Here is a 15,955-nt window from a genome sequence, read left to right as displayed (position 1 = left end):
CCAGAATGGCATATCTAGCTCCTATAGTCAGCGCTCAACGCGCGCTCCACAACTCTGCCTCGAACAACTCGGCATCCCGCTCCACTGCGCCGGCCCGGCGCTTCAAATCAGCGTCGCACAAGGCCCGGTGAAATTTGGTCTCGTTCATGGACGCGTCTGCAAAAGAGCAGTGCTCCAGCCGCGCATAAGAAAAATCTGCATACTGCAAATCGGCGCCCACGAAGCGGGAGCCTTCCACATTGGCCTGCTGGAACCCCGCCATGTTCATGCTGGCGGAACCAAAATCGCTGCCCACCACCACCGCGCCATTCCATAGAGTCCTGTCGAGGCAGGCACCAGCGAAACTGGATTGCTGGATATCGGCATTGACAAACAACGACTCCCGCACATCCGCTTCCAGGAACGCGCTGCGCTCGACTTTGCTGTCGCTGAAATTGCTCATTGCCAGGGCGCAACGCGAGAAGTTCACCTCATGAAGCCGAGCCTCATTGAACTGGGCGCCCGCGAGATTCTGGCCGGCAAAATCCTGGCCGGAGACATCGCATCCCGAAAACGCCACATCCTGCAGCACGGCGTCCTGCAATACTACTGTGCGCAGGTCGAGTTCATAAAGCAGCGCCTTGGATAAGTCCGCGCCGCTGAAATCCGCCCCGTCCAGCACAACGTCCAGGAAATTGACATCGTACAACCGCTGTCCGCGGAAGCAAGCTTGCACCGCCTTGCTGTCCGTAATATCCAGCTTTTCGCATTCGCAGTCCCGGAATACTACCCGGGACAAATCGGTCGTGAGAATACCCGCCTGATGGAAATTGCATCTGTCGAATGATGCGTCGGCAAGATCACAATCGATGAATCGCGTACCCGAGAAGTTTGCACCTTCAGCCACCAGGCCGACAAACCGGCATTTGGAAAAAATGCAGTCCTTGAAAGAGGCCTGCTTCAGGAGCGCTCGCGAAAAGTCGACATTCTGGAATGTCATTCCCTCCAACATATCTTCGTCGAAAACATCGCCCGCCACACTCATATCCTGGATGAGCTCCAGCGTATGGGCTTTCTCCAGTATTGCCTGCTTGCTCATAGTGAACCATCCACCAACCGGGCGGGTGAACGCCGGGGAACCAGCCGCGTGCGATGGACGTATGCTCCAGCGACATCGGTCGACGCATCCAGCAGGGTCTCGCTCATATCGGCTCGAAAGAAATTGCAGCCGGCCAGCTTCGCGCCGATAAAGCTGGCCTTCTGAAATACGCCATACATGAAGTTTCCGCCAGACAGGTCCGCCAGATCGAAATTCGCTCTTACGAACATGGCCTGCGGCGTACGAATCTGCCGCAACGTGCAGCCGTGGAAATTCGCTTCCGACAGATCGCAGCGCTCGAACACGCAGCGAGACAGGTCCGCGTCCGAAAAGCACACGCTCCGGAACATAGTTTGCTGGAACATGCAGTCCACCATGCGGCTCTGGTGCAACGTTACCGAGGACGTGAAGGTCGTTTTCTGCACTTGGCAGCCCTCCATATCCAGATTGCCGATCAGTGTTTCGTCGAGCATAGCGCCCGTCCACGCGCAGGAACGCACTCTCATGCCCGCAATCTTGCACTTGTCGAAATCAGTCTTGTCCAGGATTGAAGCGGTGATGGCGCACTCGTTAAATTGGCACTCGCGGAAATCGACTGAATCCAGTTTGCTGGACGCAAACTCCACGCGCGTGAACCAGGCCCGTTCGAAGTCGAAATTTTCCAGGCGTGCGTCCTCGAAAGTGCAATCTTCGATATGCGTGCCTTTTTCGGATATGACTTTCTTCCACAGCGCACCATGCAGCGCGCAGCCGCTGAATATCGCTTCGCTGATATTGCAGCCGGACAAGGTCGCCCCGTCCAGCTTGGCATTGCGCAGCGTGGCGCGAGCCAGCACCGTCTTCTTGAACATCGCCCCCGACAGATTGCTGCCGCTGAAGTCCGCATTCTCCAGCCAGGTTTCCGTGAAATCCGCGCCAGACAGGTCCATGCCGGACAGATCCGCTCCGGTAAGGTCCATGCGCGAGAGATCGCGGCCGAGGCGGTACCTTTTCATTACCCTCTCACGCAGCGCAACGGCCCGATGCGCCCCGACCCGTGGCACGCCATTCTGGTAATGGACGGAGTACAGGTACAGCTTGTTCATGGACGAGCGAACAAAATCCGCCATCTCATTGGGCGTTTTGCCTATTTCCCTCGCCGCCTGGCGATATTCCCGACGCCGCTCCAGCGACTTGGGCGGCCCGTGCATGTCGCCGAGTTCGGGAGGGCCGCTTACCGGCAGCACGAAATCCTCCTTTCTATCGGGCGAAAAATCGAGATTGCGATAGATATCCTGGTCAAGCTTGCGCCACGCCGCCTGCCTTTCGTCTTTTACATCGTCCCATGCCGGATCGAGGGCAGCCGCTCTGGCCGCCTGGTGTTCGGCGAGCGTATCCTCCCGCAGCTTATTGCCAGCCTCGATGAGTTCGGGCAGGTCGCCCAAAGTAAGCGGCTTGACTGGCCCCACAAATGTTCCGGCAGGAAACCCGCTTTCGCCAAGCAGGCGCCCCAGTTTCGAGACGATGGCGTTGCTGCCCAGGTCGGTTTGTTCGAGCCACGGCGCCAGCATATCGCCTGGCATGAGCTCATCATCCTTGAATGCGTGCAGCACTGCTTGTTGACGATCGTTGCGCAACGCGTAAATCTGCTCGTAGTGCTCGCGTGTCCTTGGCTGTCCGGCCTGCTCTATGGCAGCCATGATCGCCAGCACATCATGTCCGTCGTCCTCATGTATCGGCAGCGAGCCGTGAAACAGCAATATGTAGCGCTTCTGGTGCGGCACGAACCAGACCGTCGTGCAACGCATCGCCATCTCATCGAGACGTCCGCCCTCATAGCGGCGGCTCACGAAACAGCGTGCGCGCAGCTGCGGAAGCGCGCCGGACCAGCATTGCTGCTCTTGCTGCATGTTCCAGATCTCGAACGGCTCGCCCAGCGGCAGCTCATCGCGATCGCGCCAGATCTGATCATCGGCCGCCGCGTTGAAAACCGACGGCTGCATGTCGTCGAAAAATCCCGTACCCACCTCTTCCAGCCATTGCTGATCCCACGACCCGAACTGCTTCAGCCTCTCCGGCCAATCCACCCTGATCATGCCCATATTGCAGGGGCGTACGCGCTGGCCCTTGGCATGAATACGCTCGGTAGGCGATTCGAGGTTGGGCAGCGGCACCACGCGTACGCCATTGACTTCAACCTCCTCCAGGCCTACGCCGAGGGGATTTTCCGGCACGCCGCTACCGCCAAATGAGCGGTTCCATGTCAAGGGCATGGACTCGAACGGCTGGGGATCGGAAATCCGATTGTCCAGCCAATAGCGATCGCCTAGCACCAGGACATCTTTGCACTTGTCCGCCACCCGCACGCTGACCATGCAACTCGTTTTATCCCGTTGGTGGGCTGTACAGGCGTGCCCGCTGACCAGGAACTCGGGATGAGGTTTGGGCATTACGAAGTCAAGCATTTCATCGGCATCGAGCTCCGGCAGCGCTTCATTCATCAGCGCATGCTCCGGCAAGAGCAACGGCCCGCTTTCACGATGCTCGCACAGGGCACCGATGGTAACGGCGAGATGGATTCCTCCACGCCAACGATATGGCCTCGGCATGACGAGCAGCCTCAACGGCTTGATGATTTTCACGGGTCAGCTCAGTGGAAAAACGTAATATTCTTCTGGATCAGCATCAGCAAACAACGTGCAACCAGTTTGTCCGTCACGTTCTTCTGCAAGAAGTTGTTCTGCGTGCCAAGGGCCGCCGCGTAAATGTCCAGGATGAACATCACGCGCTTGTAGGCTGCGGCGGAAGTCGTCCTGGCCCAATACACCGCATTCAGTTGCGTCGCCGCGGTGACGCTCGTCGAGGTGCGAAAGACCGGGCTAGGGGCCTCCACCTCATAGCCAGCCTTGTAGTGCGACATGGTGTGATCGATGTCGACATGGTCGGTTTCGGCGTCGGCCAGGTACTTATTGCAATTGATCCGCAGCGTTCCGGTGGTGGTCTGGACGAAAGTGGCGCCTATCGTCCAGTTGGTGGCGTTCTGTACGGTCTTGGTCTCTTTCGCCAAATAAGTCTCGGTGACCAACCCCTGGACGAGGGCCTTCAGATAACCGAATATTTCAATCCCCGGGCTACTGTCGGGGTTGCCGGACACGGCGGTAGCCGCGGCGGATGCGGCGGCGGCATAAGCAGCCATGGCCGGCGCCACGCCCTGAGCCATGGCGTCGCGCGCCTTTGCCTCTGCCAACGCGCGGTCGCCCCCCGCAGCCTCGGCCGCATCGCCCGCCTCAGTAGCAGCCAGGGCCTCGAGTTCGCTCTTGCTCAGGCCCGGATCGGCATTCTGGACGGCATTACGAGCCTGGTTTCCCGCAACGCGCGGGTCGGCCACAGCGGAGCCTACCAGGCTTTCCGCCAGCCCGGACATTTCCTCGGACGACATCGGAATCCGGCATTGGGCGGGGTCCTGGCGCATTGCCAACTGGTCGCCAGCGGCGCTGACCGCCGCGGCAGTCACCGGGTCGACTCCGTATTTCTCCAGTATTGGCGTCAGACTGGAGCCGAACCCGGTGAGCTCATAGGTTTTTCGTCCCGCTTCCGCCGCCGCTGCGGCGGCGCTTGAGCCTGGAAGCACATCAAATGGCGGCACGACAACTCCTTACTTAATGTGGGTCTTGCGAGCCTTGCGTTTGTCGCGTCCCAGCATGTACAGGTCCAGCAGCGAAGCGCGGTAGTCCCGCTCGCTATCGGCTTTCGCTGAAAGCACTACGTCGGAATCGTAGCCCGCAAAATAGACCCGCAACCCCGAGATGCCCATCGAGGCGAGGCCCAGGTCGCGAGTCTGCCATCCGCGCCGGGCCATGTTCAGCCAATAGAACGAGATTGAAATGGGAGAGAAGGATTCATAGGTACCGTGGTACTCGCCGCGGGCGAGCGAGTTTCGAGAGCGCATCTCTTCCTTGGAAGCCTTGGTTTTTATAGTGTGGGTATAAAGGCTGATATCGTGGCCGCTCATGTCGTAGGTGGTGCCAGTCATATTGGTGTGAATGGCACTATTGGCAATTTTCAGCGACTCGGTATTCAGGAAGTTGTATTCGGCATCTCCGTGCACCAGCATGGTCAGGTAACCGAAGATGGAAAACGAATCGGCGCTCGGCATCATCTGGCCGAGCACGATTGAAACGGCGGCTGCCGCAGCAAGATCGGGCGCCACGCCCTGGTCGACCAACCGGGATACGGCCTCGCTCACGGGCCCCGACGATTCGCTTTCCGGAATACCTGCCGTGGCCAGGGATTGCTTGGCCTGCCCTTCGGCCAATGCGATTTTTTCTTCTCGGCTGAGCTGGTCGGCTGTTTTCCCCGTCCGCGCCAATTCGGCATTGACCTGGTCCCGGGCGCTATCTGCCGCTCTCGCGGGATCAGCCAGCGTCACTCCCACGACATTTTCGGCCGCGGCCTGGGCACCGCCAGGATTCTGCTCGGCCAGCAGGCTAGCCGTGCGAGCCGATGCGGCCGCGGTAACGGGATCGGTCCCGTGGCTCTCAAGCGTGTGCTTGACGAACTGCTCGACTTGCGCGGGGCTGACATTGCCACCGTTCTCGGCCCAGAAAGCACTCACCTCGTCTACCGCGCCGGCTGCAGGGGAGCCGGGAGCCACGTAAGGAATGTTCTTGTACGGATCCGTCATTGAACACCTTGAGTCGAATTCAGTTGGAACAAGAGTTCAAATGAACATCATCAGAACGGAAACCCCCATCAAGGCGAGATTGGCCTTGCTGACATGGTCTTCCGTATCGTCGAACGAGATTCCTTTGATTCCGGTCCGCCCGGCGTAGCGCGTGACCATCCGCACCGCCACGCCCGCCTTCACTGGCGCGACATGCATGTTCACCCCTGCCGCGGTAACGGAAAAAGCGAACTTGGAGGTCGTGGACCCGAAATTGCTCTGGTACCACGGCCCCCAGCCGAGCGAGAACGAGTTCACATTGGATATTTTCTCGCCACGGACGATATTGGTTTCGCTCTCGTGCGCCTGGATGTCTATAGAGTCCGCCGTCAGGTAGGCCGCGTTGGCGCGAATGGTGACATTGCCGTGGTGGTTGTACTGGACGGGCCCGACCGTGGCCTTTATCTGGGAATCTTGATAGTCCAATGACACGTAGTCGTGCACAGTGACCTTCAGCTTGCCATGGATCTCCAACCCCGATGCCACCATGGTGCCCCCGCTGGCCGCGTTGGCAATGGCCAATTGCGCTTGCGCCGCCAGGCCGGGGGGAATATCCGCCGCGCCCATGCGATCGGTGGCCTCGTCCAGGGCCTCATCGTGGTCACCCATCGATACGCCAGGCAGCTCGCGGACAGCGTCGGCCGTGGGGACTTCGGTGCCGTTGCCAAGAAAATTCTGGGCCTGCTCCTGCAGCGAGGGCTTGGATTTTTGTCCTTCCTCATAAGCCTTGACGGCGCCCAGGGTCGCGGCCTTTCCAGGCGCCATGCCTTGATCCTGGTAGGCAGCAAGGGCCTGTTCCGCTGCCAGTTGGCGCAGTTCGGGGGAGCCGTTCGGCACGCCGTCGCGCGCATGCGCCGCCACGATGTCGGCTATCTGCTGCGGAGTGGCATCCTGCCCCAGTTGATTGATGGCAGCCTTGACGTCGTCGTCAATATCCGGAATGTTTCCTGTCGCCATCGGGATCTCTCGTGAAATGGGAAATCAGCCTACGTTGCCGAAGATGGTTTTCTTGACATTCCCGACATGCACGGAACCGTAGCCGCCCAACAGATAATGTCCGACGGCACCGACCTCTGTCAGCGCCTGCAGACCAGTCTGTACGTTGGTAAGCACGCCGGTGGTCGACCTGGTGACATCCCCGGTGGTAGTTTCGATCACTACGCCCTTGGTGTCTTCGGTATAGGATTTGCGGTTCACCGTCGTAGCGCCATTGAGCACCATGCTGGTCGTATCGGCGATCTCCACGCCCAGCGTCTTCGCCTTGATGCTGTAATGCTCGCCGACTTCGACGGCATAATTACAGCCGACCGAGTGGCTGTGGTCATTCACCACTTCATCGCACATATCCTTCTGCGCGCGCATGTGCACCAGTTCGCATCCCAGCGCGTCCTCGAAGATCATCTTGTTGCACATCGACGGATCGCCGTACACCGACTGGCTGCGGAACCCGCTCTGGGTGGCGCTGGCGGGCAACTCCACCGGCGGCATGTTGTTGGCGTTGTAGACGCGGCCCAGCACGACGGGGCGGTCCGGGCAGCCGCCGATGAAGTCGACCACGACTTCGTCGTTGATGCGCGGCAGTTGCAGGCCGCCGAAGCCGCCGCCGGCCCACGGGCTGGATACGCGCACCCAGCATGAGCTGCTTTCGTTCTTCTGGCCGTAGCGGTCCCAGTGGAACTGGATCTTGATGCGGCCGTATTTGTCGGTCCAGATTTCCTTGCCGGCGGGGCCAACCACGCGGGCCGTCTGCGGGCCGTGCGTGCGGGGAATCGGCGTGACGCGCGGGGCGCGGTACTGGATGCTCGACGGCAGCGCCGAGAAGGATTCTTCGTAGAATTCCTCCGAGCCGCTGCCAGTGGAATAGCCGCCCACGCTCATGCGGTAGTTCACCGACACGACCAGGTATTCGCGGTTCTCGGCCTTGCGCGGATGGTTGCGCAGCGTGAACAGGTGGCCAGGCGCCAGGCCGCGGGCGTTGCTCAGCCCCAGGTCCTGTTCCTGGATGCTCTGCAGCTCTTCCAGCCGCACCCGCGCGTAGTGTTCGCCGTGCTGGGCTTCCTGGAAGCCGCCCTGCCATTCGAACATTTCCAGGTTGCCCGGCTCGGATCCGCCGGGCCGCTTGGAAACCGCATCCAGGCTGGCGCCCGGCTTGGTGAAATCGTAGTCGACCGTGGCATAGCCGTCGGGCGTGATCTGCGCCGAGATCTCCCACATCGACACGTATTCTTCTTGCGGAGTGGAAACGCGGTCGGGCCCGTAATAGGGAATGGATTCATACCCCGGCACCGGCGAATGCAAGGCGATGTCGTCGGTCATGACCAGCGTGTGCTGGCCCTTGTCGTGCTTGAAGTAATAATAGATGCCCTCGTGCTCCATCAGGCGGCTGACGAAGGCGAAGTCGGTTTCCTGGTACTGGACGCAGTATTCCCACGAGCGGTAGCTGCCGGTGAGCTTCGTCTCGAAGGGGTAGCCATATTCGCCCAGCACTTCTTTGATGATGTCCGGGATGGTCTTCTGCTGGAAGATCTTGTTGTCGGAGGTCTGGGTCAGGTACCACAGCCAGGGTTTTACCGTGGCCTTGTAGACATAGTTGCGCGACGTGCCGCTTTCGCGGCCTACCATGACGCAGCGCACGATCAGCCCGCTGAGATAGCGCGTGGCGGAGGTGGTGGCGATTTCCAGCGTGAGCGGCTTGCCCAGCAGTTGCTTCAAGTCGAGGTTGAAGTTGTCCGCCAGCAATTCGACTTCGAATTCAAACAGTTGCGACAAGCCTTCGTGGCCGGTCATCTGCTTGAACGTCAGGCTGTTTCCCAGGGGAGTATGCGCAATGATGGGACGAGACTGAATGAAGCTTGGAATATCCACGGATACTCTCCCGAAACGATCTTCTTACGGTGATTGCAGAGGCGCTACCTGCTTTTCATGCGGTTGTCATACGGCCTGGATACACTGCCCCGATTAGGGATTACCCGAGCAAGCTACTTCAACAAAAAAACGGCCTCAAGGCGGTTTTCCCTAATAGATGCAACAAATCTATAACTGTCGATAACAGCGGATAGCTCGCGGCGATTCGGCGCCTATTGCTGCATAACATCCGCCAGTTTGCCGGGCCGCCCGGCGCGCCGCCTGCGGCAATCTCTTGTTACCAGAAACCGGGGCCAGCTTCCTGCTACAGTGTGGGCCGTCCGTAGCCCTGCCGGCGCGCTGTGCGCCGTTGCCGTGTCCGCCCTGAACTCCGATACTCCCCCGTTTGTCGTCCTGGATGCCTGTGTCCTCATGTCCGGCATCGTGCGGCGCCTGATGCTGCGCCTGGCCGCCGCGGGCCTGTATGCGCCGGTCTGGAGCGAACGCATCGGCGAGGAATGGCGTCGCAATGCGGCGCGCCTGTGGGCGATTCCCGAAGAGGTGTTGGCGGCGCAGTGGGCCGAAATGAACCAGTGTTTTCCGCAGGCCGGCGAATCCGACACCGGCGCCTACGAGGCGGTGCTGCGCTACAGCGACCCCAAGGATTTCCACGTGATCGCCGCTGGCCTGGCGCGCCGCGCCCGGTGCGGGCTGCAATACCCGCCGACGGTCATCGTGGCGACCTGGAACCTGAAGGATTTCAACCGCTCGGAGCTGCGCCGCCAGGGCCTGGATGCCTGCACGCCGGACCGCCTGCTGGCGGCATGGTGGGAGGCCGACGCGACGCGCCTGCGCGCGGCCGTGGACGCGGTGCTGGACGACCACGCGGCGCTGGGACGGGCGCCTGAGCCGCTGGCGGCGATCCTGCGCCGCGAGCGGCTCTATCGCCTGAAGGCGCTGGTGGCACGCGACCAGGAGCCGCCGCGGCCTCAGTGATCGTGGTTGCTGGCCGCGAAGCCGGCCGCGTTGAGCGCGTCGATGACTTCCTGGATGTGTTCCGGGCCGCGCGTCTGCAGCACGAAGTCGACCTCGACGTTGCGCACCGGCAAGGCCGTGAAGGCGCGCTGGTGGTGCACTTCGGTGATATTGGCCTGCGCGTCGGCGATCAGCTTGGTGGCATGGGCCAGCGCGCCCGGCAGGTCGCGCAGGTCGACCCGGATGCGTGCCAGGCGGCCCGCGCGCACCATGCCGCGCTCGATCAGCTCTCCCAGCATCAGCGGGTCGATGTTGCCGCCGGTGAGCACCAGGGCGACGCGCTTGCCCCGGAAGCGGCTGCCGCCCGCCGCCTGTTCGTGCAGCAAGGCCGCCAGGCCGGCGGCCCCGGCGCCTTCGACCACGGTTTTCTCGATTTCCAGCAGCACCACGATGGCGTGCTCGATGTCGCTTTCGCTGACCAGTTCGATGCGATCGACCTGGCGGCGCACGATGTCCTGGGTGATGACGCCGGGCGACTTCACCGCGATGCCCTCGGCGATGGTGTAGTGCCCGGCGGCCATGGCCTCGCCGCGGATGGCGGCGTACATCGCCGGGAAGCGCTCGGTCTGCACGCCGACGATCTCGATGCCAGGCTTGATGGCGCGCGCGGCCGTGGCGATGCCGCTGATCAGGCCGCCGCCGCCGATGGCGATGACCATGGCGTCGAGGTCGGGCTGGTCTTCCAGCATTTCCAGCGCCACGGTGCCCTGCCCGGCGATCACCGCCGGGTCGTCATAGGGATGGATCATGACCAGGCCGCGCTCGCGCGCCAGTTCGTAGCCGTGGGCCTGGGCGTCGTCGAAGGTGTCGCCGTGCAGCACGACCTGGGCGCCGAAACGGCGCGTGTTGGCGACCTTGACGGTGGGCGTGAAGCGCGGCATGACGATGACCGCGGGAACGCCCATGCGCTGCGCATGGTAGGCCACCCCCTGGGCATGGTTGCCGGCCGACACGGCGATGACGCCCTGGGCGCGCTCCTGGGGCGCCAGCGCCAGCATGCGGTTGAGCGCCCCGCGCTCCTTGAAGGAGGCGGTGAACTGCAGGTTCTCGAACTTGAGCCAGATCTCGGCGCCGAGGATGTCGGACAGCGTGCGCGAATGCGTGAACGGGGTTTTAAGCACCTGTCCCTGCAGGCGGGCGCGGGCGGCTTGGATGGCGGCGAGATCGATCACTGTCGGGTCCTGTAGAGCGTGGCGGCCGCGGTCCCCTACCGCACCGGCAGGAAATTGAAGAACAGCAGGCCTTGCGCATAATTGATGCCGACGCGCCGGGCATTTTCCCCCAGCAGGTTGGCGATCAGGTCCAGCCGGCCGATGATGGCGCCGAATTCGCGTTCGAAGCTCAGGTTGGTGGCCAGGTCGGACATCTCGTTGGCCAGCAGCAGGGGCTCTCCGCGCGCATCGCGGCGCGAGGCCAGCAGCCACGCGGCCGCCTCGACATTGCGGGCGGCATTGTAGATTCGCTGGCCGTCGAGGACATCGGACAGGTACATGCGCGTCTTGTCATTATGAGCCGCGATTATCGTATCGGCCAAGCCGTAGATGAAGGCCGCGACGCGGTCGCCCCGGTAGGCCGGGTCGAGCGAGACGGCCAGGATCTGGATATCGCGCAGGCCGTTCAGGCCCGGCGGCGGCGTGCGGTTCTCGACCATGCGACGCACCCGCGCCACCGCGGCCGGCTGGTCGGGCACGCCGATCTTGCGCCATTCGCGCGGATTGCGGCGGTAGAGCTTGTCCAGCAGCACGTACAGGCTGTCGAGGTTGTCGCGGATCTCGAGCGTGACCGTGCGATTGAAGTCCGTCTGGGCGAACTGGTCCATCGACATGTCTTCGCTTTGCGGCCCGTGCGCGGCCGGCTGGCTGGGAATGCAGCCGCCGGCCGCCAGCAGGCCGCAGCCCGCCAGCAGCCAGGCGGCCAGCCGCGTGGTCGTCATGCCGTGTCGAGTCCTGTGCCGGTCAATGCGTCCTCCTTCGTGGCCGCCACCGGCCCGTTCGCGCGTGCCCAGAATTTACCGTAGATCGCAACAAAAACGGCACCTCGCGGTGCCGTTTCTGCTCAAGAAAAGCAAACCTTATTCGGCCTGCGGTTCCGATTGCGGCGCGGGCTGCTCGCCGGCGCCCGGCTGCTGCTGCTGCTCGATGCCGCCGATGGCCTTGATGGACAGGCGCAGGCGGCCCTTGTCGTCGGCCTCGATGACCTTGACGCGGACTTGCTGGCCGACCTTCAGCACATCGTTGATGTTGGCGATGCGGTAGTTGGCGATTTCCGAGATGTGCAGCAGGCCGTCGCGGCCCGGCAGCACTTGCACGATGGCGCCGAAATCCAGCAGGCGCAGCACGGAGCCGTCGTACACCTGGCCCACTTCGACGTCGGCGGTGAGCTCGACGATGCGGCGCTGGGCTTCCTTGGCCTGGGCCTCGTCGACGCTGGCGATGACGATGGTGCCGTCGTCGGAGATGTCGATCTGGGTGCCGGTTTCTTCGGTCAGGGCGCGGATGGTGGCGCCGCCCTTGCCGATCACGTCGCGGATCTTCTCGGGGTTGATCTTGATGGTCAGCATGCGCGGCGCGAAAGCCGACAGCTCGTTACGCGAGCCGTCCAGGGCTTCGCGCATCTTGCCGAGGATGTGCAGGCGGCCTTCGCGGGCCTGGGCCAGCGCCACCTGCATGATTTCCTTGGTGATGCCCTGGATCTTGATGTCCATCTGCAGCGCGGTGATGCCGTTCTCGGTGCCCGCGACCTTGAAGTCCATGTCGCCGAGGTGGTCTTCGTCGCCCAGGATGTCGGTCAGCACGGCGAACTTGCCGCTGTCGAGGATCAGGCCCATGGCCACGCCGGCCACGTGATCCTTGATGGGCACGCCGGCGTCCATCATGGCCAGCGAGCCGCCGCAGACCGAGGCCATCGACGAGGAGCCGTTGGATTCGGTGATCTCGGACACCAGGCGGATGGTGTACTGGAATTCGTCGTGGTCGGGCAGCAGCGACACCAGGGCGCGCTTGGCCAGGCGGCCGTGGCCGATCTCGCGGCGCTTGGGCACGCCGATGCGGCCGGTTTCGCCGGTGGCGAAGGGCGGCATGTTGTAGTGCAGCATGAAGCGGTCGCGGTACTCGCCCATGAGCGCGTCGATGATCTGCTCGTCCTGCTTGGTGCCCAGCGTGGCCACGACCAGGGCCTGGGTTTCACCGCGGGTGAACAGCGCGCTACCGTGCGCGCGCGGCAGCACGCCCAGGCGGATGCTGATGGGGCGCACCGTGCGGGTGTCGCGGCCGTCGATGCGGGGCTCGCCGTTGAGGATCTGGCCGCGCACGATGCGGGCCTCGAGGTCGAACAGGATGTTGTCGACCTCGACCGCGTCGGGCGCATCCTGGCCCGCGGCGGCGGCCTGCTCGGCCAGCTTGGCATGGACTTCGGCGTAGACTTCACGCAGCTTGGCGGTGCGGGCCTGCTTCTGGCGCAGCTGGTAGGCAGCGCCCAGGCCTTCCTGGGCGGCGGCCGTCACGGCGGCGATCAGGGCTTCGTTCTTGGGGGCGGGCTGCCAGTCCCATTCGGGCTTGCCAGCCTCGCGCACCAGTTCATGGATGGCATTGATGGCGGCCTGCATTTGCTCATGGCCGTACACCACGCCGCCCAGCATGACGTCTTCGGACAGCTGCTGGGCTTCGGATTCGACCATCAGCACGGCGTTCTCGGTGCCGGCGACGACCAGGTTCATCTGCGAGGATTGCAGTTGCGAGGCCACCGGGTTCAGCACGTACTGGCCGTCGATGTAGCCCACGCGGGCGGCGCCGATAGGGCCGTTGAACGGGATGCCCGAGATGGCCAGCGCGGCCGAGGCGCCGATCATGGCGGGAATGTCAGGATCGATTTCAGGATTGACCGAGACGGTGTGCAGGACCACCTGCACCTCGTTGTAGAAGCCTTCGGGGAACAGCGGGCGCAGCGGGCGGTCGATCAGGCGCGAGGTCAGGGTTTCTTTTTCGGACGGCTTGCCTTCACGCTTGAAGAACCCGCCGGGGATACGGCCCGCGGCGTAGGTTTTCTCGATGTAGTCGACGGTCAGGGGGAAGAAGGTCTGGCCGGGCTTGGCGTTCTTGGCGGCCACAACGGTGGCCAGCACCACGGTGTCGTCCACCGAGACGAGCACCGCGCCGGATGCCTGGCGGGCGATCTCGCCCGTTTCCAGCACGACCGTATGCTGGCCGTATTGGAACGATTTGGTCACTTTATTGAACATGACGAGGATTCCTTACAAATGAAAAACCGTGGCCGCCGCGACGAGCGTCGCACCGGCCACGGTTGCATCATGGGGAGCCAGCCCCGTCGATCACTTGCGCAGACCGAGTTTTTCGATCAGTGCGCGGTACGAATCGGGATTGCGGCCCTTGAGATAGTCGAGCAGTTTGCGGCGACGGCTGACCATGCGCAGCAGACCGCGGCGCGAGTGGTGGTCCTTCATGTGGGTCTTGAAGTGACCGGTCAGTTCGTTGATGCGGGCGGTGAGCAGAGCCACCTGGACTTCGGGGGAGCCGGTATCGCCCTGGGCGCGTTGGAACTGCGCGACGATGTCGGCTTTATTGATGTCAGCTACGGACATGGAATGACCTCTACGGACTTGCGGCAGGGCCGAGGCGCCCAGCCGTGGGTTCAAAAAACGGCAAAAACCGTGCATGCATGATACTAATTTGCCCGGCCACGCAAGATAGCCGGGCAAATCAGACCGAGATTATAGCCGATTCGCTAGAATTGCCGTATCGGGCCGTCCACCCTGCTCCTGGCGCCTCGCCGGGCAGGCCGGCACGGCGGCCATCCCTAGGAGAGCCGGCATGCTCTGTAACATTTCACGCCTGGCCGCCCGCGCCGGCGCCCTCGCCGCCGTGGCCGTCCTGGCGGGCTGCGCCAACCCGGCCCAGGTGCCTCCCGGTTCGCCGCTGGGCGACGTGGCGGCCCGGATCGGCCGGCCGAATTTCAGCTGCGAACTGCCCGGCGGCGGGCAGCGCGTCATCTGGACCCAGCAGCCCTACGGCCAGTTCGCCTGGGGCGCCAACGTGGGCGCGGACGGCCGCATCGACCAGGTGGTGCCGGTGCTGACCGATGCCCACTTCCGGCGCCTGGCCAGCGGCACCTGGACCGCCGACCAGGTGCGCTGCGAATTCGGCCCGCCGGCCGATATCTCGCAGGTGGGGCTGCCCAGCGTGCGCGAGGTGGTGTGGTCCTACCGCTACAAGCAGTCGGGGGTGTGGAATTCGCTGATGTACGTGTACATGGGCCGCGACGGCGACCGCGTGACGCGGTTCCACCCCGGCCCGGACCCGATGTACGACGAGGATTGGCGCTGGCGGTGACCCCGGCGCCGGCCTGGCCGGCCGGCGCTATTCGGAGTGCGAGCGGCGCTCCTGCTGCAGGCGGCGGGCGCGATTCCAGCGCCATGCCATGATCACCCACCCAGACAGGCCATACAGCACGAACAGGCCGAACAGCACCACCGGCGGGTCGCTGGAGACGAACACGAACACCGCCACCACCAGCAAGATGCCCCAGAACGGCACGCTGCGCCCCAGGGCGAAGCTCTTGCCGCTGAAGAACGAGGCGTTCGACACCATGGTCACGCCCGCGTACATGGTCAGGCAGAAAGCCACCCAGGCCATCACGTTGTCGTGGATGGGCAGCTTGTTGTCGATGGCCAGCCAGACGAAGCCGGCCACCAGCGCGGCCGCGGCCGGGCTGGGCAGGCCCTGGAAATAGCGCTTGTCGACCACGCCGATATTGGTATTGAAGCGCGCCAGCCGCAGCGCCGCCCCCGCCACGTAGACGAACGCGGCCAGCCAGCCCCAGCGCCCCAGGTCGTTGAGGATCCACTCGTAGATGACCAGGGCCGGCGCCACGCCGAACGAGGTCATGTCGGAGAGCGAATCGTATTGCTCGCCGAACGCCGATTGCGTGTTGGTCAGGCGCGCCACCCGGCCGTCCATGCCGTCGAGCACCAGCGCCACGAAGATGGCGATCGCGGCGGTCTCGAAGCGGTCGTTCATGGCCTGCACCACGGCATAGAAGCCCGCGAACAAGGCCGCGGTGGTGAAGGCATTGGGCAGCAGGTAGATGCTGCGGTGGCGATTTTCGGAATCGCGCATGGAGAAATTGGGCATAGTCACTGACAATTGCGGCGTATACCTGAAAGGTTAACCCATCCAGCGCCGCTTGCCGGCCCGGAAATACCCATTTTTTGCTCCCGGGACGGTCCGGCGCAAGGCCGGGCGCGTGCCGGCCGGGGCAAAAAAAAGGCATCCCGCCAGGGA

At 63.2% G+C, this 15,955-nt stretch carries 13 protein-coding genes; 2 read left to right on the top strand and 11 right to left on the bottom strand.

What is annotated here, in order from left to right; all coding sequences use genetic code 11:
* Nucleotides 1-34: 34 nt before the first annotated feature.
* Genes CAL24_RS05275 through CAL24_RS05250 form a run of 6 tightly spaced genes read right to left on the bottom strand, consistent with a single transcriptional unit; the run spans nt 35 to nt 8,645 of the window.
* The gene (locus CAL24_RS05275; RefSeq protein WP_028356505.1) at nt 35-1,078 is read right to left on the bottom strand and encodes a pentapeptide repeat-containing protein; all 1,044 of its coding nucleotides are present in this window, start codon (nt 1,076-1,078) and stop codon (nt 35-37) included.
* Entirely contained in the window at nt 1,075-3,699 is a 2,625-nt protein-coding gene (locus CAL24_RS05270) for a DUF2169 family type VI secretion system accessory protein (protein WP_094805922.1), read from the bottom strand. The genes CAL24_RS05275 and CAL24_RS05270 overlap by 4 nt, the downstream gene beginning before the upstream one ends.
* Before the next feature lie 8 nt (nt 3,700-3,707).
* Nucleotides 3,708-4,703 carry a hypothetical protein gene (locus tag CAL24_RS05265; RefSeq protein ID WP_141218048.1) on the bottom strand — a complete coding sequence of 332 codons (996 nt, stop codon included), beginning with the start codon at nt 4,701-4,703 and terminating at the stop codon, nt 3,708-3,710.
* A 9-nt stretch (nt 4,704-4,712) separates the two neighbouring features.
* Nucleotides 4,713-5,741, bottom strand: a complete 1,029-nt coding sequence (locus CAL24_RS05260; RefSeq protein ID WP_094805921.1) for a hypothetical protein — start codon at nt 5,739-5,741, stop codon at nt 4,713-4,715.
* A gap of 36 nt (nt 5,742-5,777) precedes the next feature.
* The gene (locus CAL24_RS05255; RefSeq protein WP_094805920.1) at nt 5,778-6,737 is read right to left on the bottom strand and encodes a hypothetical protein; all 960 of its coding nucleotides are present in this window, start codon (nt 6,735-6,737) and stop codon (nt 5,778-5,780) included.
* 24 nt (nt 6,738-6,761) lie between these two features.
* Entirely contained in the window at nt 6,762-8,645 is a 1,884-nt protein-coding gene (locus CAL24_RS05250; protein WP_028356510.1) for a type VI secretion system Vgr family protein, read from the bottom strand.
* A gap of 411 nt (nt 8,646-9,056) precedes the next feature.
* Here CAL24_RS05250 and CAL24_RS05245 point away from each other — a divergent pair, with 411 nt between their 5' ends.
* Entirely contained in the window at nt 9,057-9,620 is a 564-nt protein-coding gene (locus CAL24_RS05245) for a PIN domain-containing protein (RefSeq protein WP_094805919.1), read from the top strand.
* Here the strand turns inward: CAL24_RS05245 and CAL24_RS05240 are convergent.
* The 4 genes from CAL24_RS05240 to rpsO form a co-directional block, all read right to left on the bottom strand.
* Complete coding sequence (locus CAL24_RS05240) at nt 9,614-10,831, bottom strand: threonine ammonia-lyase (protein ID WP_094805918.1); 1,218 nt, start codon at nt 10,829-10,831, stop codon at nt 9,614-9,616. The genes CAL24_RS05245 and CAL24_RS05240 overlap by 7 nt on opposite strands.
* A gap of 35 nt (nt 10,832-10,866) precedes the next feature.
* On the bottom strand, nt 10,867-11,592 hold the full coding sequence (locus tag CAL24_RS05235) for a hypothetical protein (RefSeq protein WP_094805917.1): 726 nt from the start codon (nt 11,590-11,592) through the stop codon (nt 10,867-10,869).
* Nucleotides 11,593-11,730: 138 nt separating this feature from the next.
* Nucleotides 11,731-13,896 carry a polyribonucleotide nucleotidyltransferase gene (gene pnp / locus CAL24_RS05230; RefSeq protein WP_028356514.1) on the bottom strand — a complete coding sequence of 722 codons (2,166 nt, stop codon included), beginning with the start codon at nt 13,894-13,896 and terminating at the stop codon, nt 11,731-11,733.
* 90 nt (nt 13,897-13,986) lie between these two features.
* Complete coding sequence (gene rpsO / locus CAL24_RS05225) at nt 13,987-14,256, bottom strand: 30S ribosomal protein S15 (protein WP_028356515.1); 270 nt, start codon at nt 14,254-14,256, stop codon at nt 13,987-13,989.
* A 229-nt stretch (nt 14,257-14,485) separates the two neighbouring features.
* Between rpsO and CAL24_RS05220 the strand changes: the two genes are divergently transcribed.
* Nucleotides 14,486-15,004 carry a hypothetical protein gene (locus tag CAL24_RS05220; protein WP_028356516.1) on the top strand — a complete coding sequence of 173 codons (519 nt, stop codon included), beginning with the start codon at nt 14,486-14,488 and terminating at the stop codon, nt 15,002-15,004.
* Nucleotides 15,005-15,031: 27 nt separating this feature from the next.
* Here the strand turns inward: CAL24_RS05220 and pssA are convergent, their stop codons facing one another.
* Nucleotides 15,032-15,805, bottom strand: a complete 774-nt coding sequence (pssA, locus tag CAL24_RS05215) for a CDP-diacylglycerol--serine O-phosphatidyltransferase (protein ID WP_028356517.1) — start codon at nt 15,803-15,805, stop codon at nt 15,032-15,034.
* Nucleotides 15,806-15,955 lie beyond the last annotated feature (150 nt).

The organism is Bordetella genomosp. 2, from assembly GCF_002261345.1.
GTDB lineage: Bacteria > Pseudomonadota > Gammaproteobacteria > Burkholderiales > Burkholderiaceae_B > Bordetella_A.
This window is presented reverse-complemented; position numbering and strand designations above follow the sequence as displayed.

Coding starts and splice junctions, on each gene's coding strand:
- CAL24_RS05235 (WP_094805917.1), bottom strand. CDS start 11,592: ATGACGACCACGCGGCTGGCCGCCTGGCTGCTGGCGGGCTGCGGCCTG.
- CAL24_RS05245 (WP_094805919.1), top strand. CDS start 9,057: ATGTCCGGCATCGTGCGGCGCCTGATGCTGCGCCTGGCCGCCGCGGGC.
- CAL24_RS05275 (WP_028356505.1), bottom strand. CDS start 1,078: ATGAGCAAGCAGGCAATACTGGAGAAAGCCCATACGCTGGAGCTCATC.
- CAL24_RS05255 (WP_094805920.1), bottom strand. CDS start 6,737: ATGGCGACAGGAAACATTCCGGATATTGACGACGACGTCAAGGCTGCC.
- CAL24_RS05220 (WP_028356516.1), top strand. CDS start 14,486: ATGCTCTGTAACATTTCACGCCTGGCCGCCCGCGCCGGCGCCCTCGCC.
- pnp (WP_028356514.1), bottom strand. CDS start 13,896: ATGTTCAATAAAGTGACCAAATCGTTCCAATACGGCCAGCATACGGTC.
- CAL24_RS05260 (WP_094805921.1), bottom strand. CDS start 5,741: ATGACGGATCCGTACAAGAACATTCCTTACGTGGCTCCCGGCTCCCCT.
- pssA (WP_028356517.1), bottom strand. CDS start 15,805: ATGCCCAATTTCTCCATGCGCGATTCCGAAAATCGCCACCGCAGCATC.
- rpsO (WP_028356515.1), bottom strand. CDS start 14,256: ATGTCCGTAGCTGACATCAATAAAGCCGACATCGTCGCGCAGTTCCAA.